The organism is Paenarthrobacter sp. NPDC089714, from assembly GCF_044748905.1.
Classification (GTDB): Bacteria; Actinomycetota; Actinomycetes; order Actinomycetales; family Micrococcaceae; genus Arthrobacter.
Window position 1 is genome coordinate 134,508 of the sequence record NZ_JBIVGX010000001.1, and the last position, 23,827, is coordinate 158,334.

Annotated in this window: 18 protein-coding genes; 11 read left to right on the forward strand and 7 right to left on the reverse strand. The window is 64.6% G+C overall.

The window, feature by feature from the left end:
- Positions 1-471 precede the first annotated feature (471 nt).
- Complete coding sequence (locus tag ACIPY3_RS00565) at positions 472-1,029, forward strand: dihydrofolate reductase family protein (protein WP_400328790.1); 558 nt, start codon at positions 472-474, stop codon at positions 1,027-1,029.
- 131 nt (positions 1,030-1,160) lie between these two features.
- Complete coding sequence (locus ACIPY3_RS00570) at positions 1,161-2,231, forward strand: LLM class flavin-dependent oxidoreductase (RefSeq protein WP_400328793.1); 1,071 nt, start codon at positions 1,161-1,163, stop codon at positions 2,229-2,231.
- Between the two features lie 136 nt (positions 2,232-2,367).
- Here the strand turns inward: ACIPY3_RS00570 and ACIPY3_RS00575 are convergent, their stop codons facing one another.
- The gene (locus ACIPY3_RS00575; RefSeq protein ID WP_400328796.1) at positions 2,368-2,733 is read right to left on the reverse strand and encodes a hypothetical protein; all 366 of its coding nucleotides are present in this window, start codon (positions 2,731-2,733) and stop codon (positions 2,368-2,370) included.
- A 243-nt stretch (positions 2,734-2,976) separates the two neighbouring features.
- On the opposite strand from ACIPY3_RS00575, the gene ACIPY3_RS00580 reads away from it, so the two are divergent.
- The 4 genes from ACIPY3_RS00580 (at position 2,977) to ACIPY3_RS00595 (ending at position 8,375) form a co-directional block, all read left to right on the forward strand.
- Positions 2,977-3,888, forward strand: a complete 912-nt coding sequence (locus ACIPY3_RS00580; protein ID WP_400330572.1) for a glutaminase — start codon at positions 2,977-2,979, stop codon at positions 3,886-3,888.
- Positions 3,889-3,997: 109 nt separating this feature from the next.
- Positions 3,998-5,260, forward strand: coding sequence for a uroporphyrinogen-III C-methyltransferase (gene cobA, locus ACIPY3_RS00585; RefSeq protein ID WP_400328799.1), 1,263 nt, complete (start codon positions 3,998-4,000; stop codon positions 5,258-5,260).
- A gap of 105 nt (positions 5,261-5,365) precedes the next feature.
- Positions 5,366-6,832: an FAD-dependent oxidoreductase gene (locus tag ACIPY3_RS00590; RefSeq protein ID WP_400328802.1), complete on the forward strand. Its 1,467-nt coding sequence runs from the start codon at positions 5,366-5,368 to the stop codon at positions 6,830-6,832.
- Between the two features lie 85 nt (positions 6,833-6,917).
- Positions 6,918-8,375, forward strand: coding sequence for a rhodanese-like domain-containing protein (locus ACIPY3_RS00595; protein WP_400328805.1), 1,458 nt, complete (start codon positions 6,918-6,920; stop codon positions 8,373-8,375).
- Between the two features lie 65 nt (positions 8,376-8,440).
- On the opposite strand, the gene ACIPY3_RS00600 is transcribed toward ACIPY3_RS00595, so the two are convergent.
- The 3 genes from ACIPY3_RS00600 to ACIPY3_RS00610 all read right to left on the reverse strand — a co-directional run bounded on the left by ACIPY3_RS00600 (position 8,441) and on the right by ACIPY3_RS00610 (position 11,962).
- Positions 8,441-9,127 carry a FadR/GntR family transcriptional regulator gene (locus tag ACIPY3_RS00600; RefSeq protein ID WP_400328808.1) on the reverse strand — a complete coding sequence of 229 codons (687 nt, stop codon included), beginning with the start codon at positions 9,125-9,127 and terminating at the stop codon, positions 8,441-8,443.
- Positions 9,124-10,407 (reverse strand): MFS transporter, encoded by a 1,284-nt coding sequence (locus tag ACIPY3_RS00605; RefSeq protein ID WP_400328811.1) that lies wholly within the window; start codon positions 10,405-10,407, stop codon positions 9,124-9,126. Before ACIPY3_RS00605 ends, ACIPY3_RS00600 begins: the two co-directional genes overlap by 4 nt.
- 112 nt (positions 10,408-10,519) lie before the next feature.
- Entirely contained in the window at positions 10,520-11,962 is a 1,443-nt protein-coding gene (locus ACIPY3_RS00610; RefSeq protein WP_400328814.1) for a PucR family transcriptional regulator, read from the reverse strand.
- A gap of 147 nt (positions 11,963-12,109) precedes the next feature.
- Between ACIPY3_RS00610 and ACIPY3_RS00615 the strand changes: the two genes are divergently transcribed.
- Positions 12,110-13,540, forward strand: a complete 1,431-nt coding sequence (locus tag ACIPY3_RS00615) for an aminobutyraldehyde dehydrogenase (RefSeq protein ID WP_397324399.1) — start codon at positions 12,110-12,112, stop codon at positions 13,538-13,540.
- A gap of 93 nt (positions 13,541-13,633) precedes the next feature.
- Positions 13,634-14,989 carry a 4-aminobutyrate--2-oxoglutarate transaminase gene (gabT, locus tag ACIPY3_RS00620; RefSeq protein ID WP_400328818.1) on the forward strand — a complete coding sequence of 452 codons (1,356 nt, stop codon included), beginning with the start codon at positions 13,634-13,636 and terminating at the stop codon, positions 14,987-14,989.
- A 176-nt stretch (positions 14,990-15,165) separates the two neighbouring features.
- Here gabT and ACIPY3_RS00625 read toward each other — a convergent pair whose 3' ends face one another.
- The 3 genes from ACIPY3_RS00625 to ACIPY3_RS00635 form a co-directional block, all read right to left on the reverse strand.
- Positions 15,166-17,574, reverse strand: coding sequence for a polysaccharide lyase 8 family protein (locus ACIPY3_RS00625; protein WP_400328821.1), 2,409 nt, complete (start codon positions 17,572-17,574; stop codon positions 15,166-15,168).
- Positions 17,575-17,755: 181 nt separating this feature from the next.
- Positions 17,756-18,850 (reverse strand): LacI family DNA-binding transcriptional regulator, encoded by a 1,095-nt coding sequence (locus tag ACIPY3_RS00630; RefSeq protein WP_400328824.1) that lies wholly within the window; start codon positions 18,848-18,850, stop codon positions 17,756-17,758.
- On the reverse strand, positions 18,850-19,875 hold the full coding sequence (locus tag ACIPY3_RS00635) for a hydroxyacid dehydrogenase (RefSeq protein ID WP_400328827.1): 1,026 nt from the start codon (positions 19,873-19,875) through the stop codon (positions 18,850-18,852). The genes ACIPY3_RS00630 and ACIPY3_RS00635 overlap by 1 nt, the downstream gene beginning before the upstream one ends.
- Positions 19,876-20,131: 256 nt before the next feature.
- Here ACIPY3_RS00635 and ACIPY3_RS00640 point away from each other — a divergent pair, with 256 nt between their 5' ends.
- From ACIPY3_RS00640 to ACIPY3_RS00650, 3 genes are read left to right on the forward strand one after another with little or no spacing between them, the layout of a single operon-like run.
- A complete protein-coding gene (locus ACIPY3_RS00640; protein ID WP_400328830.1) occupies positions 20,132-21,172 on the forward strand; it encodes an ABC transporter permease in 1,041 nt (346 codons plus the stop codon).
- A complete protein-coding gene (locus ACIPY3_RS00645; RefSeq protein WP_400328832.1) occupies positions 21,156-22,103 on the forward strand; it encodes a carbohydrate ABC transporter permease in 948 nt (315 codons plus the stop codon). The genes ACIPY3_RS00640 and ACIPY3_RS00645 overlap by 17 nt, the downstream gene beginning before the upstream one ends.
- 29 nt (positions 22,104-22,132) lie before the next feature.
- Positions 22,133-23,782, forward strand: coding sequence for an extracellular solute-binding protein (locus tag ACIPY3_RS00650; RefSeq protein ID WP_400328834.1), 1,650 nt, complete (start codon positions 22,133-22,135; stop codon positions 23,780-23,782).
- Positions 23,783-23,827: the final 45 nt, after the last annotated feature.

Sequence of the window (23,827 nt, forward strand, 5' to 3'; positions counted from 1 at the left end):
AGCCCTTTCGAAACGCGACGTGCCCTTTCGAAAGGCGACATAAAGCCCGACGGTGACTCCCGCCGTCGGGCTTTACCTTCGGACGCTCTCTCACCGAACACCCCTTTCTTACGGACGCTCTCTCACCGAACACCCCTTTGTTGCGGACGCTCTCTCACCGAACACCCCTTTCCCCGCGATCCTCTCCCACGTATCGTCCGATTTGCGCGGTTGCTCTCTCCCTTCTTCGTCTGCCCCGCAACCTTTCGCGCCCTATGCTGCCGTTCCCGCCGTTCGCTCCCCTTCTTCGTCTGCCCCGCACCCCTTCGCGCCCAGTGCTCCCGTTCTAACGGGTGCGGATGGCGCGAACTGGTGCTGTCGGCGGCAACGTGGCGGGTTCAGCCGCGGGGTGCGGGGTGCGGGTGGCGGGAACGGGTGCCGTAGCGGGAGGCACCCGCTGACGCGCCCGCATCCGAGGGCTAGGATCGCCAGATGGGACTCCTTACTTTCAGTATCAACGTCACGTTGGATGGCTGCGTCGACCACCGTGAGGGCATCGCCGACGACGAGACGCATGCGCACTTCACCCGCCTTTTGGACCAAGGCGGGGCCATGCTTTGGGGCCGCACCACCTACGAAATGATGGAAGCCTACTGGCCGCTGGTCGCTCGCGGCGAGGTCGATGCGCCGCCGGCCCTGAAGGAGTGGGCGGACAAATTGGAGACGAAGCCGAAGTACGTCGTTTCCGGAACGCGAAGCGAGTTCCCGTGGACCAACAGCCACCACTTGACGGGCGAGCTGCGGACAGCCGTCCAGGAACTCAAGGACAACACTCCCGACGGGGTGCTGGTGGGCAGCGGCAAGCTGGCCACGGAGCTGGACAGGCTGGACCTGATCGACGAGTACAAATTCCTGCTCCACCCCATGATCACCGGCCACGGCCCCACCCTCTATCAGGACGGACTGCCGGGCACGCGGCGCCTCGAACTGGTCGAGGCGTTGCCGCTCAGCAACGGAGCTGTGGCCATGCACTACCGCCGGGCTGCTTAGGGTTTTACGCACGACGGCGGTGGCAGCCTGGGCGGGCACGGAAGGCGGCTCGTAGTCCGGTTACCGAGTGGTTCGCAGCACAAACCTGACCTGCGCGGAATGAGCGGGCACGGCCCGGCGTTGTCCCGGACATGCACAAGAAACGGATCGGTTTCCTTTCCTTCGGCCATTGGGCCCGCGTCCCCGGTTCACTGGTTCCCACCTCAGGCGAAGCCCTCAAGCAGGGGATCGAGCTCGCTGTCGCCGCTGAGGAGCTAGGCGTTGATGGCGCGTTCTTCCGCGTGCACCACTTCGCCCGGCAGCAGGCTTCGCCTTTCCCGCTCCTGAGTGCCATCGCAGCACGCACCAGTCGCATCGAAATGGGCACGGGCGTGATCGACATGCGCTACGAAAACCCGTTGTACATGGCGGAGGAAGCAGCGGCCACAGACCTGATCAGCGACGGCAGGCTGCAACTCGGCGTGAGCCGTGGTTCACCCGAGCCGGCGCTGAACGGCGCTTCCAATTTCGGTTACGTTCCTGAGGAGGGCGAGGACGGCGGCGACATGGCACGACGCCATACTGCCTTGTTCCGCAAGGCCATTGCAGGACACGGCGTAGCCCAGGCAGACCCGCATTACGCAGGAGGCGCTACCGGGCTGCTTCCCATCCAGCCACAGTCACCCGGCCTTCCACAACGGATTTGGTGGGGTGCCGGCACCAGGAAGACCGCAGTCTGGGCGGCCGAGCAAGGCATGAACCTGATGAGCTCAACTCTCCTTACCGAGGACACCGGCGTGCCCTTCGGTCAGCTGCAGGCCGAACAAATCCAGATGTTCAGGGATGCCTGGGCAGCAGCGGGTCACGACTTCGAGCCAAGGGTTTCCGTAAGCCGCAGCGTCATTCCGATCGTGGACGCGGAAGACAACCACTACTTTGGTCTGCGCGCGAAGGCTGATCGCGAGGACCAAGTGGGGATACTCGACGGCGCCCTGTCCCGTTTCGGTAAGAGCTACATCGGCTCCCCGGAGCAACTGGCCGAGGAACTCGCGCAGGACGCGGCGGTGCAGGCAGCGGACACCGTGCTGCTCACGGTTCCAAACCAGTTGGGCGTGGAGTACAACGCAAAGCTCCTGGGGAATGTGGCCAAACACGTCGCCCCTGCGTTCGGCTGGAAGCCAAGTTGGGACGACATGGTGCAAGGAGACGCGATCCAGCGTTAGCGTAACGGCAGACGGCCGCTATGGGTGGATTTCTCATGACGGTCGACCGGCAACGGAAGACCTCCAGCATCGGGTCATACGAGAGATCGGGTCATTGGAGGGCGAGGACAGGCACGATAGAACAGGGTTGCGCTGTTCAGTCCTGTTCGCCAGGTGAGAGAAGCTCAATGCTGCGGTCGTTGCCGCCATGTATTGTCACGACGATGCCACGTGACCAGTTGGCCATTCCAGCCTCGACGTCGGTTTTCAGCGCGCTGAGGCGCTTATCGTCGGCCGCATACTCATCGGTGGTTGTGAAATCGATCCGGCACCATGGCGTCATCCCTCCGTCGCCCCGCGCGCTGTCCAGGGATGGCGCGGACCCGATGGACTTTTCGATGACGTGGGAGATCTCATTCGCCAGATCGTTGCAGTCGCCGGATGCGGAGTAGTCGCCCAGACAGCCAGCCAGGAGTGGGGTCACCATCAGAAGGAACGTACCTGACGCGACCTCGCGATTCATGCTCCGACCATAACAGTCAAGGTCCCTGGCGAAAAAAGATCCAGGCCGCGCCGGCGCAACCACCACTGCGCCCAACAGTTGGGCGTGGACTACGACCCCAATCACCCGTGCGCTTCCATTGAACAAGCCCTGCGACGCCCCGAACGGTACTGTTATTGGCTGTGCGTCGCTGCGTGAACACCTTCGGCGCATGTGTACGCCCCTTCAACGAGGAGGGGGTTGACGAAGCCAGCAAAGGTAAAGATGGACATCCAAAACCTTCTCGAAGACATTGCAGGAGCGGTTCAACCGCATGTCGGCCAGGGACAAGTGGCCGGTTACATTCCACAGCTCGGCGCGGTGGATCCCCATCAATTCGGCATTTCCCTGGTGACGCGTGAAGGCGAGGTCTACTCTGCAGGCGACGCGCACGTGGAGTTTTCCATCCAAAGTATTTCCAAGGTCTTTGCCCTGGCGCTGGTGCTCTCCAGAGACGGCGATGGAATCTGGAAGCGTGTCTTCCGGGAGCCGTCGGGCAACCCCTTCAACTCGCTGGTCCAGTTGGAAAGCGAGGAAGGCATACCCCGCAACCCGTTCATCAACGCGGGCGCAATCGTGGTGACGGACAGACTGCTGAGCCTGACCGGAGACGCGGCAGGAGCCGTACGGGAGCTAATGCGGCGCGAATCCGGAAACGGGCTGGTTGAAACCGACCAACGCGTGGCTGCGTCCGAACTGGAAAGCGGTCACCGGAACGCCTCGCTGGCCCACTTTCTGGCCAGCTGCGGCAACCTCGAAAATCCTGTGGACGAGGTCCTGGAGTCCTACGCCCAGCAGTGCGCCCTGGCCATGACCTGCGAGGACTTGGCTCTTGCTTCCCGGTTCCTGGCCTCCAACGGCCTCGGAGCTGACGGGTCTCTGGTGTTGTCGCCGGCCCAAACGAAGAGGATCAACGCCGTCATGCTCACGTGCGGAACCTACGACGCAGCGGGCGAATTTGCGTACCGGGTAGGGCTGCCGGGCAAGAGCGGAGTGGGAGGCGGAATAGTCGCGGTGGTTCCCAACAAGTGTGCCATCAGCGTCTGGAGCCCAGGCCTGGGGCGTTCGGGAAACTCGGTGGCCGGTGTGGCAGCACTGGACGAATTCACAACCCGCACTGGCTGGTCCGTCTTCTGAGCACCTGCGGCATCCTTGGGTTGCGTCATTTGTGACGCTGCATTACCCAGCGTTACCGGGTGTGTCCGGGCCTTTGAAGCATGTTACGCGCCAGCCCTACAGTTTTTTCATGGCAATACAGGACATTTACCCCACAGCACTGCGCCTCCTTGGCCGCCCGGTGCTGGTGGTGGGCGGCGGACCAGTCGCGGCGCGCCGCGCCAAGGGACTGCTCGACGCCGGAGCGAAAGTTACGGTCGTCGCTCCCATTGCCTCCGAAAAACTCCGCGGCCTGGTGGATTCGGGCCTGCTGGCCTGGGAGCAGCGCGAGTACCGCACGGAAGACCTCGACGGCGTCTGGTTCGTCCAGACTGCCACCGGCACTCCCGCCGTGGACACCCAGGTAGCGAACGACGCCGAAGCGCAGCGCATCTGGTGCGTCAACGCCTCCGACCATGAATCATCGGCCGCATGGACCCCCGCCGTGGCCGTGGTGGACGACGTCAAGATCGCCATCAACGCCGGGGGAGACCCGCGCCGTGCGATGGCCCTGCGTGATGCCGTTGCGACAGCCTTGGAGACCGGCGGTCTCCCGCTGCGCCGGCACCGCAAGCCGGGAGCGAACGGTTCGGTAGCCCTCATTGGCGGTGGCCCGGGCGACTCGGGACTCATCACCGTCCGCGGTCGCCGCCTCCTGGGCCAGGCCGACGTCGTAGTTGCTGACCGTCTTGGCCCGCGCGGGTTGCTGGCAGAACTGGCGCCGGACGTCCGCGTGATCGAGGTGGGCAAGACCCCCGGCCACCACCCGGTCCCTCAGCTTGAGATCAACCGCATCCTCGTGGAGGAAGCCCTCAAGGGCAACCGCGTGGTCCGCCTCAAGGGCGGCGACCCCTACGTCCTGGGCCGCGGTGGCGAGGAAGCAGAATTCTGCCGGCAGAACGGCGTCGAGGTTGAAGTGGTGTCCGGCGTGACATCCGCAATCTCGGTTCCGGCCGCGGCCGGCATTCCCGTGACCCACCGTGGACTGGCCAAGGGCTTCAGCGTGGTGACCGGCCATGAAGAGTTGTCCGAAGTCCCCGCACGCCCCGACCACACTGTGGTGTTGCTCATGGGAGTGGCCCAATTGCGTGAGTCTGCGGCGGCCCTGGCAGGCTCGGGTCTGCCTTTGGACACTCCAGTAGGTATCGTAGAAAACGGGTATTTGCCGGAACAGCGCGTCACGATCGGCACGTTGGAGACTATCGCCGACCAGGCGGAAGCCGTCGGCGTGGCCAATCCAGCGGTGATTGTCATTGGCGATGTTGTCCGTGTCAGCCCGTTTGCGCCCCAGCACTTCAAGACCGCTGACTACAGCACCATTACCCCCAACCGTCCCCGCGTCCGCACCAACTAAGCCCCGCCCAACCCAACTAAGTCGCAATAGTGCGCGTTGTGAGCCCTCAAAACGCGCACAACTGCGACTCAGTTGGGAGGACTGAGAAGAAGAAGGAACACAGCCGTGTCAACTAGCACCCCCGTAGGTTCTGCGGACCGTCCGCTTCGCGTCGCCGTCATCGGCTCCGGCCCTGCCGGCGTGTACGCAGCTGACATCCTGACCAAGAGCGAAGCCGTCAAGAGCGGCGAACTCACCGTCAGCATCGACCTCTTTGACCGCTACCCGGCACCGTACGGCCTGATCCGCTACGGCGTGGCTCCGGACCACCCCCGCATCAAGGGCATCGTCAACGCCCTCCACAAGGTGCTGGACCGCGGCGATATCCGTTTCTTCGGCAACGTGGACTACGGCACGGACCTCTCCATCGAGGACCTCCGCAAGCACTACGACGCCATCATCTTCGCAACAGGCGCCATCAAGGACGCGGACCTGAACATCCCGGGCATTGAGCTTGAGGGTTCCTTCGGAGGCGCCGACTTCGTCTCCTGGTTCGACGGACACCCGGACGTTTCCCGCGAATGGCCGCTGGAAGCCACCGAAATCGCTGTCCTCGGCAACGGCAACGTGGCCCTGGACGTGGCCCGCGTCCTTTCCAAGCACGCCGATGACCTGCTGGTCACCGAAATCCCGGACAACGTCTACGCCGGGCTGAAGGCTTCGCCGGTCACCGACGTGCACGTCTTCGGCCGCCGCGGCCCGGCCCAGGTGAAGTTCACCCCGCTGGAACTCCGCGAACTCTCGCACTCCAAGGACGTCGACATCATCCTCTACGCCGAGGACTTCGAGTTCGACGAAGCCTCGGACGAGGCCATCCAGAGCAACAACCAGGTCAAGACCATGGTTGGCACGCTCACCAACTGGATCGCCGAGCAGCCCGAGGACCTCTCCGAGCTCAAGGCTTCCCGCCGCCTGCACCTGCACTTCCTGCACAGCCCGGTGGAGATCGTCGACTCCCCGGAGACCCCGGGCAAGGTTGCCGGCATCAAGTTCGAGCGCACCGAGCTGGACGGCACGGGCAACGCCCGCGGCACCGGCGAATTCATCGACTACCCGGTCCAGGCCGTGTACCGCGCCATCGGCTACTTCGGTTCGGCCCTGCCGGATGTTGAGTTCGACCACAAGAAGGGCGTCGTAACGAACGACGGCGGCCGCGTCCTGGATGCCGACGGCCAGCACGTTCCGGGCCTCTACGCAACGGGCTGGATCAAGCGTGGTCCGGTTGGCCTCATCGGCCACACCAAGGGCGACGCGCTTGAGACCGTCACGTACCTGCTCGAGGACCGCGAAAACCTGCCGTTCGCCGAGGTTCCCTCCGCCGACGCCATGGTGGAACTCCTGGATTCCCGCGGCGTGCAGTTCACCAGCTGGGAAGGCTGGCTCGCCCTCGACGCCCACGAACTCGCCCTCGGCGCAGCGGCTACCGAGGCCGGCACGTCGCACGGTGTTGAGGTCAAGCGTGAGCGCATCAAGGTTGTTCCGCGCGAGGAAATGGTCAGCATCTCCCGCGACGGCGTAGCTGCGCAGGTCTAGTTTTTTATCCGGCAAGCGGGGTCACTCATTTCGAGTGGCCCCGCTGCTGCTTTAACGGGGTTAACCCTCAGCGGTACCCTGAAGCATGGACGTCGTGGTCATCGAAACGCCCCAGCTGGGGGACCGGAGTTACCTCGTGCACGACGGCAGCGTTGCGTTGGTGATCGACCCGCAACGGGACATTGACCGGGTGGAAGCTGCCGCCCGCGAAGCCGGCGTCCGGATCACCCACGTCGCTGAGACCCACCTCCACAACGACTACGTCACCGGCGGGCTGGTCCTCGCGCAGCAGCACGGCGCTGAGTATCTGGTCAACGCCGCGGACCAGGTTTCGTTTGCGCGGGCGCCGGTCATGGACGGCGATACCTTTTCCGTAGGACGCCTGTCCGTGCGGGTGGTCGCCACCCCGGGCCACACGCACACGCACCTTGCGTACGTGGTGCGGGATGAAACGCACGACGGCGGTGCGGAGGCCGTGTTTTCCGGCGGCAGCTTGCTGTACGGCTCGGTTGGACGGACGGACCTCGTGACCCCGAATGACACGGCCGCGTTGGCGCACGCCCAGTATTCGTCCGTCCGGCGCTTGGTATCTTCGGCATCTCCCGACGCGGCGCTCTACCCAACCCACGGATTCGGTTCCTTCTGTTCCATTGGCCCGGCGAGCCACCAGGATGCTTCCACCCTGGGGGAGCAGGCAACGTCCAACCATGCCCTGACCGACCCCAGCGAGGACCACTTCGTGGCAGAACTCTTGGCGAACATCACGGCCTACCCTGCCTACTACGCGCACATGAGCCCGCTCAACGCTGCGGGCCCTGCCGCCGCGGACCTGGATGTTCCGGAATCCGTTGAACCTTCAGAGTTGGCCCGCCGCCTGCACGACGGCGAGTGGGTGGTGGACCTCCGGCACAGGGTGGCTTTCGCGGAGGACCATCTGGAAGGCAGCGTGGCCTTCGAGTACGGCAACGGCTCCAACTTCACCAGCTACCTGGGCTGGGTGATCCCCTGGGAACAGCCGCTCACCCTTCTGGGGTCCCACGAAGAAGTGCACACGGCGATCCGGGACCTGGCGAGGATCGGCATCGAAAGTCCGGATGCCGCCGTCGGGCCTGCCACCGATGGGCGCTCTACGGGTAGCCAAGGGTCCCGCGGGGAAGAACCCGGCAGGCCGGGTGGCGATCGCTCCGAGGGCCCGGGGACAAGCTGGGTGGGCGCCATGGCGCCGGGTGTGCGGCGAAGGAGCTACCCGCACGGCGACTGGAGTCTGCTGCGGCAGGAGCGGTCGGCGGAGGACGTGGTCCTTGATGTGCGGCGGCCGGACGAATTCCTCGCCTCGCACGTTGAGGGAGCCCTCAACGTGCCCGTCTACGAACTGCTGCACCGCATCCCGGAATTGCCAGCGGAACGGATCTGGGTGCACTGCGCCACCGGGTACCGGGCCAGTGTTGCCGCGAGCCTGTTGGACCGGGCGGGCCGGGACGTGGTGCTGATCGACGCCCGGTTCCGGGACGCTGCCGGAGCGGGGATCGAGTTGGCTCGCTAGGACGTCGAAAGCCCGCGATCCCGTTGCCGGGCTGCAAGGGAATCGCGGACTCACACCCTAAAAGCTCAGGACTGAACCGGGCTTTTGTCCGCGCAGAAATCGAGGTTCCGGTACACGCTGGAGACGGCCGCCTCGGGATCGTGGGCTTCGAGGGCATCCACGAGTTCGTCGTGGCCTTCGCGCGGGATGCCGTTGAAGCCGTCCTTTCGCTGCTGCCGGAGGAGGTCGTTGTGGAAGACTCCGCCGAAGGACACATACAGCTGGTGGAGCAGGGGGTTGCCGGACGCCTGGGCGACGCGCTCGTGGAATTCCCAATCGGCACCGGCCCACGTGGGGTAGTCCTCGGCGAGCCACGCATCCTGGCGGAGTGCCAGAAGCCGGCGCATCTCTGCGATGTCCTCGGCCGTGGCGTGCTTGACGGCCAGACGGGCTGCCTGGGTGTCCAGCCCCAGCCGAACCTCCACGATGTGCTCCTGCGTGTGCTCCTGGTACATGCGCTGGGCGGCGCCGGAGATCTCGCTGTTGGCCCGCACATAGGTGCCGTCCCCGCGGCGCACTTCCAGCATGCCGGAGTGTGCCAAGGCCTTGATGGCTTCACGCAAGGTGCCCCGCGACACGCCCAGGGTGGCCATGAGCTCAGGCTCCGCCGGGATGCGTTCCTGCAACGGCCATTCACCGGACTTGATCATGTCCCGCAGCTTGGCGGTGATCTCCTCGGCAAGGACCGGGCGATGCGAAGGGGTAAGGGTCATGCCGTCCTCGGTTGGGTCTTGGATGCTGTGCGCTTGCTGGTGAGCAGGTGGCAGGTGACCATGAGCGCCACGGCCACAATGGACAGCAGGCTCAGCGGCAACACCCAGCCACCGGTGGCGCTGTGGAGCAGCCCCATGCCGAAGGGGCCGATGGCCGCAATCAAGTATCCCAGTGATTGGGCGATGGTGGAGAGCGCAGTGGTCTCGGCGGTGGAGCCGCCGCTGCGGCTGATGATCACCAGGACCAGCGGGAAGATGCCCAGCCCGAAGCCGAACAGGACGGCCGGGATGACGGCGAGCGACGTGGGCAACCACAGCATGGTGCCGATGGCTACCAGGGTGGAGCTGCTGGCCAGGTACAAAGCAGGGCGCAGCATGCCGGGCCGGGAACCGAAAGCCAGCAGGACCATGCCGGCAGCAACGGAGACCAGCTGCATCACGCCGAACTGCAGCCCGCTCTCGGAGGCACTCAGCCCCTGCGACGTGAGGATGTAGGCGAACCAGCTCATCACGGCGTAGGCAAGGAAGGCCTGGAAGGTGAAGATCGCGGTGATGAGGATGCCCAACCGGGTGCGCAGCAGCGGCCACATGGACACCCGGGGACGTTCGGTCTTGGCGGCATTGCGGTGGCTGTGCAGGACCACGGGCAGGAAGCCGAGGAGTGCAGCCACGCCCAGCAGTCCCCAGGCTGCCAAGCCCATGGACGGCGAACCCAGCTGCTGCGCCAACGGAACGCTGACGGCCGCTGCGAACGTGGCGCCACCGGACATGGTGAATGTGTAGAGCCCGGTCATCATGGAGGTGCGCTCGGAATAGTGCTCACGGATCAGCGAGGGCATGGCCACATTGCAGACAGCCAGCCCGGACATCGCCAGCACCGTGCCGCCCAGAAGTGCGCCAGTGGCGGGAACACCACGGACCAACAGGCCTGCCGCCAAGAGCGCCAAAGCGATGAAGATGGCTTTCTCTACGCCTACCCGGCGGGTCAGCCACGAGGTCCCCAGCCCGGCCACGGCGAAGCACAGCAGCGGGATGGAGGGCAGGATCGAGGCCACCAAAGCGCCATAGCCCAGGAACTGCTGCAGTTCGTGGAAAAGGGCGGCGGCGCTGGTGATGCCGGCACGAAGGTTGAGGCCGATGAGCACCACGGCAATAATGCCGACGACGGCGACGACGCGCGGCTTGGGCGCGCGGGCACTGGCTACCGAAGCAGCAGCAGTGCCGGCGGGAGAGATCGTAGGGATGTTTCCTGTCGTCGTAGTAAGTGAAGTCGTCGCCATATCTAAAGGTTAGACGTTTGACGTCTAATGTCTAGACTTCTGTGGCGAATCTCTCCAGCGTGACACGCAGGGGGCGGTGCGGCACCCAACGGGAGTGCCGCCGTCGTACGTTCTACCGGGGGTTCCGCGACCCCAGGCGCTGGACCGCCAAGGCCAGCCACAACTGCACCCGGTCCTGGGTCTGGGAGGGGTCGTAGCCGGTGAGTTCGGTGATCTGGGCCAGCCGGTAGCGGACCGTGTTCCGGTGCAGCGTCAGCGCCTCGGCCACGGCTGCAACGGAACCGTTGTGGTTCAGGTAGCTTTCGAGCGTGGCCACGAGTTCGGCACCATGGGCGGCATCGAACTTGCGCAGGGGAGTGAGGGACTCGCTCGCCATGTCCGCCAGCGGGACGTCTTCGCTGGCGAGCAGCAACGATGTCAGGCTCAGCCGCTCCGGCTCGTTGACCGGCAAGCCGTGCGCCACGGCGTCGCGCGCCTCGAAGTAGCTCCACCGCAGGCCGTTCGGCTTGGTGTAGGCGCCGCCGATGCCGATCACGGCGTGGATTCCCGCCTCCTGAAGGTGGTCGCTGAGGCTCTTTGCCAGCGCGGTGGCCGAACTGCCGTCGTCCGCCACCACTGCAACCAGGTCCTTCCCGACGACGGCGCTCACGCCGCCTTCCAGCGCCTGCGGCAGCGAGATACTGACCAGTTGCTTGTGGTGGGCCGTGGATTCGGCAACCAGCACTACGTTTTTCCGGGTGCTGTTGATGCCCACGCCGGCCAAACGACGGGCGGCCTCGATGGTTTCCAGGGTCCCGTGGATGACGTCGTCCAGCACCTGGCCGGCCATGGCGCGCTGGGCCTGACGCTGCTTGACCATGTTGTTGAGTTCAACGCTGATGAGGTTTTGGGCATAGCTGACAATGCCGGAGTCGATGAAGGGCTGGCGCAACCACAGCGTGCAGGCGTCGCGGCGGCCCGTGGGAATCGGATAGGAGGCCCAGCCCTCCGCGGTGGGAGCCGGCTTCCCGGGCACGCTGTTGTACAACTGGGCGCTGAACTGGGTGAGCACAAGGTCCGTGCGCAGCATGCTGCCGAGTTGCTTCAGTAGTTCTGCGAGTCCGCCGCCGGTGAGGAGGGCGCGGGCCAGAATTTGGTGGCCGGCCAGGAGCCGTTCCAGGTTTGAATAGTGGTCCGCGGAATGCGATTCCGCCACGAGCTTGCCGATGGCGATGAACGGAATTGCATACGGCACCTCAACCAGGGGCAATCCCCAACGGTTGGCCTCGGCGATGAGGGGTTCCGGAACTGCCTCGTGGGTGAGTCCGATGCCAAAGCCGATGCCCACGGCACCCGCACGCTGGACCTGCCGGACAAAGCGCCGTTGGTCCGCGGCACTCTTGAGGCGCAGGCCGGTGGTGAGGACCAATTCGCCGCCGTTGAGGAAGCGTTGCGGATCCTCGAGTTCGGTCACTGCCACCCAGCTGATGTCCTGGTTCCACGTGGTCTCCGCAGCGCCCGTTTTCCGGAGTTTCAGGGAGGGGACAGCAAGGAGGGAAGCGAGGGACATGGCCATGGATACAAGGGTAACCCGGCACTGGGCAAGCGCACTAAGAGCCGGGTCAGGGAGTGTGCAGCTGACTATTCCGTGGGGCACCTCACTGGCATAGGCTCTGATCAGCTAACCAGTCCATGCCAACACACCGAAAGAGGGTTGCACACCGTGGTTCAAACCTTGCAGAACTTCATCAACGGCGAATTCGTCACGCCGTCAGGTACGGGTCTCCTGGATGTCGTGAATCCCACGAATGGGGAGATCGTCGCCAAGTCGCCCATTTCGGTGCAGGCAGATGTTGACGCTGCCATGGCCGCCGCCAGTGAGGCTTTCAAAACCTGGAAGCATGTCACGCCCGGCCAGCGCCAGCTCATGCTCCTCAAGCTCGCCGACGCCGTGGAGGCCAACAGCGACGAACTGGTGGAGGCACAGCACCGCAACACGGGCCAGGTCCGCTCCCTCATCGCCTCCGAGGAAATTGCCGCCGGCGCTGACCAGCTCCGCTTCTTCGCCGGTGCCGCACGCCTGCTGGAAGGCAAGTCTGCCGGTGAGTACTTCGAGGGCCACACCTCTTATGTGCGCCGCGAACCGATCGGCGTCGTGGCCCAGGTTGCGCCGTGGAACTACCCGTTCCTCATGGCCATCTGGAAGATCGGCCCCGCCCTGGCCGCGGGCAACACCGTGGTCCTTAAGCCCTCGGACACCACCCCGGAATCCACCTTGGTCCTGGCACGCCTGGCCGGCGAGATCTTCCCGGCCGGCGTCCTCAACGTTGTCCTGGGTACCGGCGAAACCGGCTCGCTGATGGTGGAGCACAAGGTCCCCGGCCTGGTGTCCATCACGGGTTCGGTCCGTGCAGGCATCGCGGTTGCCAGTGGTGCAGCCAAGGGCCTCAAGCGCGCACACCTGGAACTCGGCGGCAAGGCTCCCGCGATCGTCTTCAAGGACGCGGACATCAAGAAGAGCGCTGCGGCCATCGCCGAGTTTGCCTTCTTCAATGCAGGCCAGGACTGCACCGCGATCACCCGCGTGCTCATCGAGGATTCTGTCCACGATGATGTGGTGGCGGCGATGGTGGAGCACACCAAGACCCTGCAGACCGGTTCGCAGAACGACGAAGACAACTACTTCGGCCCGCTCAACAACGTGAACCATTTCAACGCCGTGACCTCCGTGGTGGAGAACCTGCCGGAGAACTGCAAGATCGTTACCGGTGGCCACCGTGCGGGCGAGAAGGGCTTCTTCTTCGAGCCCACCATCATCACCGGTGCCAAGCAGAGCGACGACATCGTGCAGAAGGAAACCTTCGGGCCGGTCATCACGGTCCAGAAGTTCACTACCGAAGCCGAAGCGCTCGAGCTGGCCAACGACGTCGAATACGCCCTGGCTTCCAGCGTCTGGACCACGGACCACGGCACGGCCATGCGCATGAGCCGCGACCTCGACTTCGGAGCTGTCTGGATCAACACCCACATCCTCCTCACGGCCGAGATGCCCCATGGCGGCTTCAAGCAGTCCGGCTACGGCAAGGACCTTTCCATGTACGGCGTCGAGGACTACACGCGCATCAAGCACGTGATGAGTGCGCTGGACGCATAACCCCATCGCATAGTCCCCTCCGGCTCACCACTTCGCTTCGCACCGGCCAGGACCCCGGCCGGTGCGGCCCCCATCAGTAAAGAAGGAAACTCCATGACCACCACCGCGAACGAACTCTCGTACCGCATCGAGCAGAAGCGCAACATCAACGGCGCTTTCCCCGGCCCCAAGTCGCAGGCACTGGCTGAGCGCCGCTCCGCCGTCGTTGCTGCCGGCGTCGCTTCCGGCGTCCCGGTTTACGTTGAAGACGCCGACGGCGGCATCATCCGCGACGTCGACGGCAACTCCTTCATCGACCTCGGCTCCGGCATTGCCGTGACCAGCGTCGGTGCCTCCGATCCCGCCGTCGTCGCCGCCGTCCAGAACGCCGCCGCGCACTTCACGCACACCTGCTTCATGGTGACCCCGTACGAGGGCTACGTCGCAGTTGCCGAGCAGCTGAACCGCCTCACCCCGGGCGACCACGCCAAGCGCACCGTGCTGTTCAACTCCGGCGCCGAAGCCGTGGAGAACGCCGTCAAGGTTGCCCGCCTGGCTACCGGCCGCGACGCCGTGGTTGCTTTCGACCACGCCTACCATGGCCGCACCAACCTGACCATGGCCCTGACCGCCAAGGCCATGCCGTACAAGACCAACTTCGGCCCGTTCGCGCCCGAGGTCTACCGCATGCCCATGAGCTACCCGTTCCGTGAAGAGAACCCGGAAATCACCGGCGCCGAGGCTGCCAAGCGTGCCATCACCATGATCGAGAAGCAGATCGGTGGCGACCAGGTTGCCGCGATCATCATCGAACCCATCCAGGGTGAAGGTGGCTTCATTGTTCCGGCCGAAGGCTTCCTCCCGGCGCTGTCCGCCTGGGCCAAGGAAAAGGGCATCGTCTTCATTGCCGACGAGGTTCAGTCCGGCTTCTGCCGCACGGGCGAATGGTTCGCTGTTGACCACGAGGGCGTTGTCCCGGACATCATCACCATGGCCAAGGGCATCGCCGGCGGCCTCCCGCTGTCCGCGATCACCGGCCGCGCCGACCTCCTCGACGCTGTCCACCCGGGTGGCCTCGGTGGTACCTACGGCGGCAACCCGGTTGCCTGTGCTGCAGCACTCGCAGCCATCGACACCATGGAACAGCACGACCTCAATGGCCGCGCACGCCACATCGAGGAACTCGCCCTGGGCAAGCTCCGCGAACTGGCTGCTGAAGTTTCCGTAGTTGGCGATGTCCGTGGACGTGGCGCGATGCTCGCGATCGAACTCGTGCAGGCCGGTTCCAAGGAGCCGAACGCCGAGCTCACCAAGGCTGTTTCCGCCGCATGCCTCCAGGAAGGCGTCGTCATCCTGACCTGTGGCACCTACGGCAACGTGATCCGCTTGCTTCCTCCGCTGGTCATCAGCGACGAACTGCTCCTGGACGGCCTTGACGTCCTGGCGAAGGCCATCAAGGCGCACGCGTAAGGACTTACTGCGAGAGGCGGGCCGGGGATTCCCCGGCCCGCCTCTTTCGCGTTGCCACGTTACCGCTGATTTCGCGGGAGACCGTCGATTTCGCACGGAACCTTCCGGCGGTTTCGCAGGCTTCCGGGCGGGTTCGACGGCGGTGCTCGCCGGGCAGGTTCGACGGCGGAGCTGGCCTAGGTGCCCAGCGTCAGGTTCTTCTGGTGGCCATGACCGTCGAGCTGGACCTCGACGGTGTTGCTGCCCACCAGGGTGACGCCCTCATCGGCACTAAGCAGGGTGTTCCACGTGCCGGGAAGAGTGATCCGGACGCTGGCCTGCGTCCGGGACGGATCGGCAATCGAGACGGTGAGCTTGCCGCCTGTTTGATGTGTGGCGAGCGTACATGGACCGGATGCCGCATGACCGGCCGCATCAACTGCCGCAAAGAAATTGGCCAACACCAGGCCTTCCTTGCCCACCTGGATCATCTGGGCCTCCGCCGAGTTGGCCAGCACCTTCACGTCCGGGTTGGCCGACTGGGAAAACGTGGCGTCATGAGTCGCGGCAGGCAGCATCATGTACGCGTAGCCGGACCCCACGGGATCCTTGCCGTGCCGGTGCGTCAGCGTCACGTAGTCCCGCGTGACGTTGTCCTTGCTGCCGCCCGTATCTGCTCCGGAGTTGACGTCATGCCAACTGCCCGTACGGCGAACCACGGCCACTTCGGGACTGCCCGTGACTCCCGGTGCGTCAAGGAAAACATAACCACCGTGACCCTCAAGATGGAGCGAGCGCTTCAGGACCACGGCCGCATCCCCGGGGGCCATGGCGCGGTTCCGGGAGTCGGTCCGCAACGCCGGTACCTTGCCCTGGGCATAGGCGCGGTTTTCGATGGTGGTCTGCACCGAAGCGCCACCTGTGCCGGTGATGGCCGAACCCAGGCACACCACGGCGTCGTCGAGGAAGAACCACGACTTCCTGCCGGAGAGAGTCTTGTTGTGGTTGAGGTGGTCCATGCCGATGACACCCCAGCGGCCGTCGACTGTGAGCCCACCCGCGAAGGCCTGGTAGGCGCGGGGAATGCCCGTTCCTGCTCCGCCGGCACCACTGGCCCGTACCTGGTCGTTGACCGTGGTGCCGGGCAGTCCATAGGGGTCCACCGTGGGCCAGAAATCGGCACTGAACTGGGCCGGGTCCTGCCTCGTGTAGACGAACGTCATGCCGTCACCCTGGTACCAGCCCAGGTTGTTCTCGCTGTTGCCCCATTCGTACCGGCCAATGCGCTTGGAGGAAAGGTTGACGGTGCAACCCCACGCTGGGCGATGGTGGACCAGCCTGTCCTGGTCCGCGAACATGCGGCTATAGACCGGAGCCGGGGCCGCCGTCACGGAGGCATCGGACAACACCGACAGGGCCAGCAAGGACTTCGCCAGGCTTTGCGTTGGGTGGCCTACCAGCTTCTGGTCCGCGCACCGTTCCAACCACCCCTTCGCCAGTGCCAGGAAGCGCGAACGGTAGGGCTCTTCGCAGCCCGGGGCCAGCAAGAGGACAGCGGAGATCAAGCCAAAGCCGCTCACGTAGTCCGGCTCGCGCTGGCGGGAAACGGCACGCCCGCGCACGGTGTCCATGATCCGGCCGTCCCACACGAACGGAGCGTACGTGTCTTCAATGGCGTCCAGGAGAACTGATTGCTTGGGGTCGTTGATGGCCCAAGTGCTGCCGCCCAGCATCGCGATGATTTCGGCAATGCCGGCCAAGGCCACCACTCCATAGGTCCCCGCGTAGGGCAGGTAACTGTGCTGCACGAACGAACCGTCCGTGTAGAAACCGTCGCCGCTGGTCACGTAGGTGAACACGCTGTTGGTTCCTCCGCGCACGGTGTCGCTCAAGGCGTCCCTGCCCAAGGCGATCTCATCTGTGTTGTTGTCCAGAATGCCCCGCATGCTGCACGCCAAGGACTTGTCCACGCGGTTGGCTCCGGTCTCCGCCAAGGATGTAGCACGCCCGCGCCAATTCGGGTTCGGCGCGAACCAACGGACTGCGGCGAGCAGGGAAGTCCTGAGGGACTCAGGGATCTCCGCATACAGAAGGGTCAGGATGTCCACCGACTTCCGCGGAACCCCGATCTCCCAGAACCACCAGTTTCCGGCGGCTCGGATGCCGGGGTTGTAGGCGGTGTCGTTGAGCAGCTTGAGCCCTGCGACGATGTCCGCCGCGAGCCCCGCGTTGCCCGCGTAGGGGTTACCCGGCACGGCGTACCCCAGGGTCATGTCGTAGAGCCTGTTGAAGTGCAGCCCCAGGTTCCCCGTTGCCGTGGCGGATTGTCCGATGCCGGTCAACGGGATGTCGTTCCAGAGGGAGGTCCGGGCGGGGGCTTTATCCATGGAAGTCCACCAGTTTTCGGCAGTTTGCCCCATTCCCTCCAGCTGGGTGGCGAGTTCGGGAACACCTTCTGCGCTCCGTGCGCCGGTGAGGACCAGCTTGCGGCGGTCGATGAGTTCTTTGAGCCCGGCCGGTGCTGCCAGGGCGGGGCCGGCCTGGGCCACCATGGCTCCGGCGAGGGCGGCTGCGCCTGCAACGTGGAAGAGGGTCCTGCGGCTCATGTGGTGTCCTGTTGAGTTCAAAACTGCTCCGTTTCGAGAGGGGTGGCCGCAACTGACTGGCAGTAGTGGTTGTTCCCAGCTCTGAGAACAACCACTAGTGCCAGTTACATGGGTGCGGCGGAAATTTTCAGCAACCCTACGATCAGCCGAGGCCCACCTCAACAGAAGTGAACAGAAGTGCTCAGGATCTGCTGGGTGGTGACACCGAATCGCGGATCACGATGTGCGTTCCGACGGTGAGGGTGTTGTCTGCGGAGGCACCGGCGTCGTGGGGAGTGGCTGCCAGCGCCAGCCGGACGGCTTCGCGCCCGAGTTCTTCCAGGGGGACCCGCACCGTGGTGAGGCGTGGCCGGAGTTCACTGGCCACCGGAACGTCGTCGTAGCCCACCACGGAAATGTCCTGGGGAACCCGGAGGCCCCGCTCTTCCAAGGCTTCCAGGATTCCGGCGGCAACGAGGTCGTTGGCGCCGAACACGGCCGTGAAGTGGAGGTCCTGGTCCAGCAGTTCCCTCATCCGGCTGTAGCCGAAGCCCCGGCCAAAGGCGCCCTCGTGTACCAGATCAGGATCCCGTTCGATGCCCCGGGCGTCCAAGGCGCGGTAGAAACCTGCCAGCCGTGAGGCCGTGGTGGAGAAATCGCGGGGGCCGCCTACGTAGAGGATCCTGCGGTGCCCCTGCGAGATGAGGTAGTCGGTAATAGCGAAGGCGCCTCCTTCGTTGTCATAAGTGACCATCTTGGTGGGGACACCAGGGCCCAGGGAAGGGCGGCCGCACAACACCAACGAGGAACCGGCGGCTGCCAGTGCCCGCGCGCGGTCGGCCATCTGCTTGCGGTACCGGGGATCGTCCGAGGCTCCACCCACCACGATCACGGCATCCGTCCGCTGCTCGCGCATGAGGTCCACCAGGGCAAGTTCGCGTTCCTTGTCCCCATGGGTTGCCGTGATCAGGCATAGCCGGCCTTCAGCGCTCGCCTGCCGTTCAACACCGCGGGCGATGTAGGCGAAGAAGGGGTCCGCAACATCATTGATGATGATGCCCACCGTGCGCGTGGTGGCTCCTGCGAGGGCCCTTGCGTGGGCATTGGCCACGTAGCCCAGTTCTGTCACGGAACGGAAGATGCGCTCACGGGTGGCCTTGGCCACGGGATAGTTGCCGCTGAGGGCCCGTGACACGGTGGCCACTGACACCCCGGCGGCCTGCGCGACGTCGGCAATGGTTGCGCCGGTGCCGCTGCGTCCGGGGAGCTGGTCTGTGGGGGAACTCTTTTCAGTCACTAGGCGATTCTCGCAAGATCCGCGGCCAATACCGGATAAGCCAGGGGCAAGCCCTCGCTCAACCTGCGGACTTCGGTCACCGCATGGCTGCCCAGGCGGTGCACCTCATTCCCCAAGGCGCCTGCGATATGGGGTGTGATGACCACGTTGGGCAGCCCATGGAGCGGAGAGCCCGACGGGAGGGGCTCGGGATCTGTGACGTCGAGGTAGGCATCCAGCCGGCCGGATACCAACTCTTCGGTCAAGGCGGCGGAGTCGATCAAGGCTCCCCGGGCCGTGTTGACCACCAGGGTCCCGTCCTTCATGAGTTCCAGTTGTCGCCGGCCGATCAGGCCACGCGTCTCGGCGATGTCCGGGGCGTGGACACTGACCACATCCGACAGTGAACAGAGTTGGTCCAGCCCCACAGACTCCACTCCCAGGCGGGAAGCCTCGACGGCGTCCAGGTAGGGATCGTAGACCAGGACCCTTGCGTCGAGGTTCTTGAGCAGACCGATCACCAACCTGCCCACACGGGAGGCTCCGATGAGCCCGATGGTGACGCCGTTGGTTCCGATGGACGGGAATCCCAAGGTGCTTCGTGAGGCGCCTGTGGTGCGGAGTTGCTCGCTGAAACGCCGGGCACGCTTCAAGCCCATGACGATCGCGGCAAACGTGAACTCCGCGACCGGGACGGCATTGGCTGAGGCCGACGACGACACGTCGATGCCGCGTTGGTACACCTCGGGTGTCAGGAAGGTCTTGACCGTTCCGGCGGCGTGGACAATGCAGCGAAGGCGGGGGAGTTGGTCCAGCACGCGGCCGTCGATGACGGGCGCACCCCAGCCGGTGATCAGGAGCTCCGTATCTGCGAGCTCCCCCAAGGCGCCAGGTGCCGAGAAGTCGCTGATGGGCTGGTCCCTGACAAGCCTCACGATGCCGCGCAACCTGGCTTGGTCCTCCGTGCTGAACAAGGTGGGCAGGACGTTGCGGCCCATCACAAAGGCGGCCTTGATGGTGCCGGCCTGCTGGAGCTTGGTGGTCACGTGGATCCCATCGCATCTCGTAGAAAGTTATAGAAAGCGTTTGCTATTTGATCGCCACAGTAGGTGCGTGATCTGCCGCCTGTCAATCGCTCTACATACAGAAAGGAGCGGCTTTGAGCATGTTATTGACATCACATAAGTTCTCTGGATAGTTTGTCACGCATAGTAAACGCTTACTATTTCAACGCGGGGCGCCAGAGTACCCCAGCCACTCCACACCGCCCCGCACGCCAAGGGGCGCAGACAGAGGACAAGCATGAGCACCAACAGCCAGACACTGCCGCCCCAGGCGAGGTCCGACGTCGGCGGGCAGGCCCCGGTGGCGGAAGGCCGCCGTCGTTCACGGCCTCCGGGCGCAACGCTGCCCGGGCACCGCAAGCAGAGCCTCCTGGCCAGGATCCGGCGCGACAAGGTGATGTTGCTGCTGATCGCCCCGGGGTTCCTTTACTTCGTGGTGTTCCACTACGTTCCCTTGGCCGGCAACATCATCGCGTTCCTGGACTACAAGCCCTACCTCGGCTTCATGGACAGCGTGTGGGTTGGCCTGGAAAACTTCGCGGCGATGTTCCAGGACGGCGCCTTCTGGGAAGCCCTCCGCAACACGCTGGTCATCACGGGACTCCAGTTGGCGCTGTTCTTCCCGGTGCCCATCTGCCTGGCGTTGCTCTTGAACAGCATCGTCTCGGACAGGATCCGGAAGTTCGTCCAAAGCGTGGTCTACCTGCCGCACTTCATCGGCTGGGTGATCATCGTTGCGGTGTTCTCCGAAGTCCTGGGTGCCACGGGCGCCGTTCCGCACCTGCTGGAAAACCTCGGGCTGCCGCGCTTCGACGCGATGACCACCCCCGAATTCTTCCCCTTCCTGGTGACCATCCAGTCCATCTGGAAGGACGCTGGCTGGGGAACCATCATCTTCCTGGCGGCGCTCATGAACGTGGACCAGGAACTGTACGAAGCGGCCGCCGTGGATGGCGCGAGCGCGCGTCACCGCTTGTGGCACATCACGCTCCCCGGAATCATGCCGGTGATCATCCTGCTGCTCATCCTCAACCTCGGCAGCATCCTCTCGGTGGGCTTCGAACAGATCGTGCTGCAGCGGGACAACGTAGGTCCCGGCGCCGGTGAAGTGCTGGACACCTACGTCTACTTCCACGGCATCCAGGACGGACAGTGGGGTCCGGCCGCGGCGGTGGGACTCGTGAAGGGCGTTGTTGGCCTGGTCCTGGTCCTTGGCGCCAACAAGCTCGCGCATTTCTTTGGACAGGAAGGTGTCTATTCCAATGGCAAGTCAAAGTAGCACCCTGATGGCCCGTCCGGGGCGCGCCGGCGCCAAGGCCAGGGTAAACCGCCGCAGCCAGCGGCCGGCCTGGATGGAGAAGCCCAACACTGCTGTCCAGTTGTCCAAGGCCATCGCCCTGGTGGCCATTTGCTTCCTGGCCCTCTATCCGCTGCTCGCCGTGCTGGCCACGAGCCTGTCCAGCCAGTCGGAGATCGCTGCCAACAACGGACTGGTGCTCTTCCCGAAAGAACCCACGTTCGCCGCGTACCAAACCATCTTTGCCGGGGGCGTGGTCACGGACGCCTTGGTCCGTTCGCTCCTGATCACGACCGTTGGAACGGCCCTTTCCCTGCTGGTCACTGTTGCCATGGCGTACGGCCTGACCCGCCGGGACCTCGTAGGCGGGCGCTTCTTCCTGATGACGGCACTGTTCACCATGCTCTTCAGCCCCGGCATCATTCCCAGCTTCCTCATGGTCAAGGAACTCGGCCTGCTGGACAGTTACGCCGCACTGGTCCTCCCCACGCTGATGAGCGCGTTCAACCTGGTGGTGGTCCGGTCCTTCTTCATGAACCTCCCGCAGGAACTCTTCGAGGCCGCAAGGATCGACGGGGCCGGGGACTTCCGCATCCTGGTCCAGATGGTGCTGCCCCTCTCGCGGGGTGTGCTGGCCGTCGTCGGGCTTTTCTACGCGGTGGGGTACTGGAACGCCTTCTTCAACGCGATGCTCTACCTCAACGACGACAAATGGCCGCTGTCCATGATCCTTCGCCAGTACGTGCTGCTCGGCCAGCCGATGGGGGACTCGGCAGTAGCCGAAGTGGCGGTGCCGTCCCAAGCGATCCAGATGGCCGTCGTCGTGATTTCCCTGGTTCCGATCGTGATCGTTTTCCCGTTCCTCCAGCGCTACTTCACCAAGGGCGTCCTCACCGGCGCCATCAAAGGCTAATCAACCATTCCACTTGAAAGGGAAGCCCCATGAACGCAGTACCCTCTGCCGGCCCCAGCCGCCGGAACTTCCTCTCGGTCGCAGGCATTGGCGCCTTGGCCCTGTTCGGCGGCGGCGCCCTGACCGGTTGCGGCCAGCGAACCACCGGCGTGGCCTCCAACGCGAGCGAAGCCCTGCTGCCCTCCACCGTTCCGCTGAAGGCGTCCATGGCAGACATTCCAGGCACCGCCGAGGGCGTTCCGGCCGCGTTCTACAAGTACCCCGCCCCTTTCCGGAGCGTCGCGAAGGCGCCCTTGAACGGCGGCAGGATCACGGCGATCACCAACCTCTTCGGCACGGCCCCGAATGGCCGGGCCGACAACCCGGCATGGCAGGCCATCGAGAAGCGCCTGGGTGGGCAAGTGGACATCACGTCCGTGTCCTCGGACGATTACGCCACCAAGTTCAACACCATCATTGCCGGCGGGGAACTGCCGGACCTCATGCTCAACGACGGTGCCGCCGTGCCGAACATCGTGGAGTTTCTCCAAGCGAAATGCGCCGATCTCACTCCGTTGCTGGGCGGGGACAAAGTCAAGGACTACCCCAACCTGGCTGCCATCCCGGAGGTCTTCTGGAAGCAGACCGTCCAGGCCGGAAAACTGTACTCCTTGCCCATCCCGCGGAACCTCACGGGCGGCTCGGGCTTCGTCAACCAGACACTCCTGGAAGCCGTGGGCCTGAAGTCCACCGAGGACATCAAGGACAAGGACGATTTCTACCGTGTGGCCAAGGAACTGACCAACCCTGCCAAGAACCAGTGGGCCCTGGGCAGCACCAAGTTCGGGCTGACGATGCTCCACCACATGTTCCGCACCCCGAACGTCTGGAAGAACGACGGCGGCAAACTCACCAGGGCGTTCGAAACGGACGAATACTTTGCCGCGATCGAATTCGCCGCCAAGCTCTACAAGGACGGCCTGTATGTCCCGGGTTCCGAGGGCTGGACCAAGTCGCAAATGGTGAACTCCTTCATCTCAGGCAAGGTAGCCATGATCTATGACGGCTTGCCCGCGTACATCGGTCCCACGGGCTACGGGCGCAGTGTTCCGGCAGCGAACAAGGCCAACAAGGCGGTCCCGTTCATTCCGGTGGGCCACGACGGCGGCAAGGCCCAGACGTGGCTGGACAACATCACTTTCGCCACCGTGATGCTCAAGAAGGCCGATGAGGCCAAGCTCAAGGAAGTCCTGGCCGTGGCCAACTTCCTGGCCGCACCGTTTGGCAGTGAAGAGTACCTGCTGCTCAACTACGGTGCAGAGGGCGCGGACTACACGCTGGATGCCAACGGCAACCCCGTGGTCACCGACCGCGCGCTCCTGGACAACGCCGTGCCGTGGAAGTACCTCGCGGCTCCGCAGCAGGTGGTCTACGATCCCAGCAACAAGGACATTGTGGACGTCATGCACAACGCCTATTCCAAGCTCATTCCCCTGGGCGTGGAAGATCCGTGCGGCACGTTGTTCAGCCCCACGAATGCGAGCAAGGGGGCCAAGCTCGGCCAGCCAGTCTCCGATGCTGCCACGGCGGTCATTGCGGGCCGTGGTTCCATGGACGCACTCAAGACTGCGGTGGCGGACTGGAAGAAGAACGGCGGAGACACCATCCGGGGCGAATACGAATCGGCCCTGGCCAAGTAGCGCTCCGGCCGCAATCAGACTCATCAGCGTGCATCAGCCCTCCCG

Excerpts from the sequence above, each read along its gene's own strand:
- ACIPY3_RS00595 (WP_400328805.1), top strand. The coding sequence starts at position 6,918 with ATGGACGTCGTGGTCATCGAAACGCCCCAGCTGGGGGACCGGAGTTAC.
- ACIPY3_RS00570 (WP_400328793.1), top strand. The coding sequence starts at position 1,161 with ATGCACAAGAAACGGATCGGTTTCCTTTCCTTCGGCCATTGGGCCCGC.
- ACIPY3_RS00625 (WP_400328821.1), bottom strand. The coding sequence starts at position 17,574 with ATGAGCCGCAGGACCCTCTTCCACGTTGCAGGCGCAGCCGCCCTCGCC.
- ACIPY3_RS00600 (WP_400328808.1), bottom strand. The coding sequence starts at position 9,127 with ATGACCCTTACCCCTTCGCATCGCCCGGTCCTTGCCGAGGAGATCACC.
- ACIPY3_RS00645 (WP_400328832.1), top strand. The coding sequence starts at position 21,156 with ATGGCAAGTCAAAGTAGCACCCTGATGGCCCGTCCGGGGCGCGCCGGC.
- cobA (WP_400328799.1), top strand. The coding sequence starts at position 3,998 with ATGGCAATACAGGACATTTACCCCACAGCACTGCGCCTCCTTGGCCGC.
- ACIPY3_RS00605 (WP_400328811.1), bottom strand. The coding sequence starts at position 10,407 with ATGGCGACGACTTCACTTACTACGACGACAGGAAACATCCCTACGATC.
- ACIPY3_RS00640 (WP_400328830.1), top strand. The coding sequence starts at position 20,132 with ATGAGCACCAACAGCCAGACACTGCCGCCCCAGGCGAGGTCCGACGTC.
- ACIPY3_RS00580 (WP_400330572.1), top strand. The coding sequence starts at position 2,977 with ATGGACATCCAAAACCTTCTCGAAGACATTGCAGGAGCGGTTCAACCG.
- ACIPY3_RS00650 (WP_400328834.1), top strand. The coding sequence starts at position 22,133 with ATGAACGCAGTACCCTCTGCCGGCCCCAGCCGCCGGAACTTCCTCTCG.
- ACIPY3_RS00575 (WP_400328796.1), bottom strand. The coding sequence starts at position 2,733 with ATGAATCGCGAGGTCGCGTCAGGTACGTTCCTTCTGATGGTGACCCCA.
- ACIPY3_RS00610 (WP_400328814.1), bottom strand. The coding sequence starts at position 11,962 with ATGGCCATGTCCCTCGCTTCCCTCCTTGCTGTCCCCTCCCTGAAACTC.
- gabT (WP_400328818.1), top strand. The coding sequence starts at position 13,634 with ATGACCACCACCGCGAACGAACTCTCGTACCGCATCGAGCAGAAGCGC.
- ACIPY3_RS00565 (WP_400328790.1), top strand. The coding sequence starts at position 472 with ATGGGACTCCTTACTTTCAGTATCAACGTCACGTTGGATGGCTGCGTC.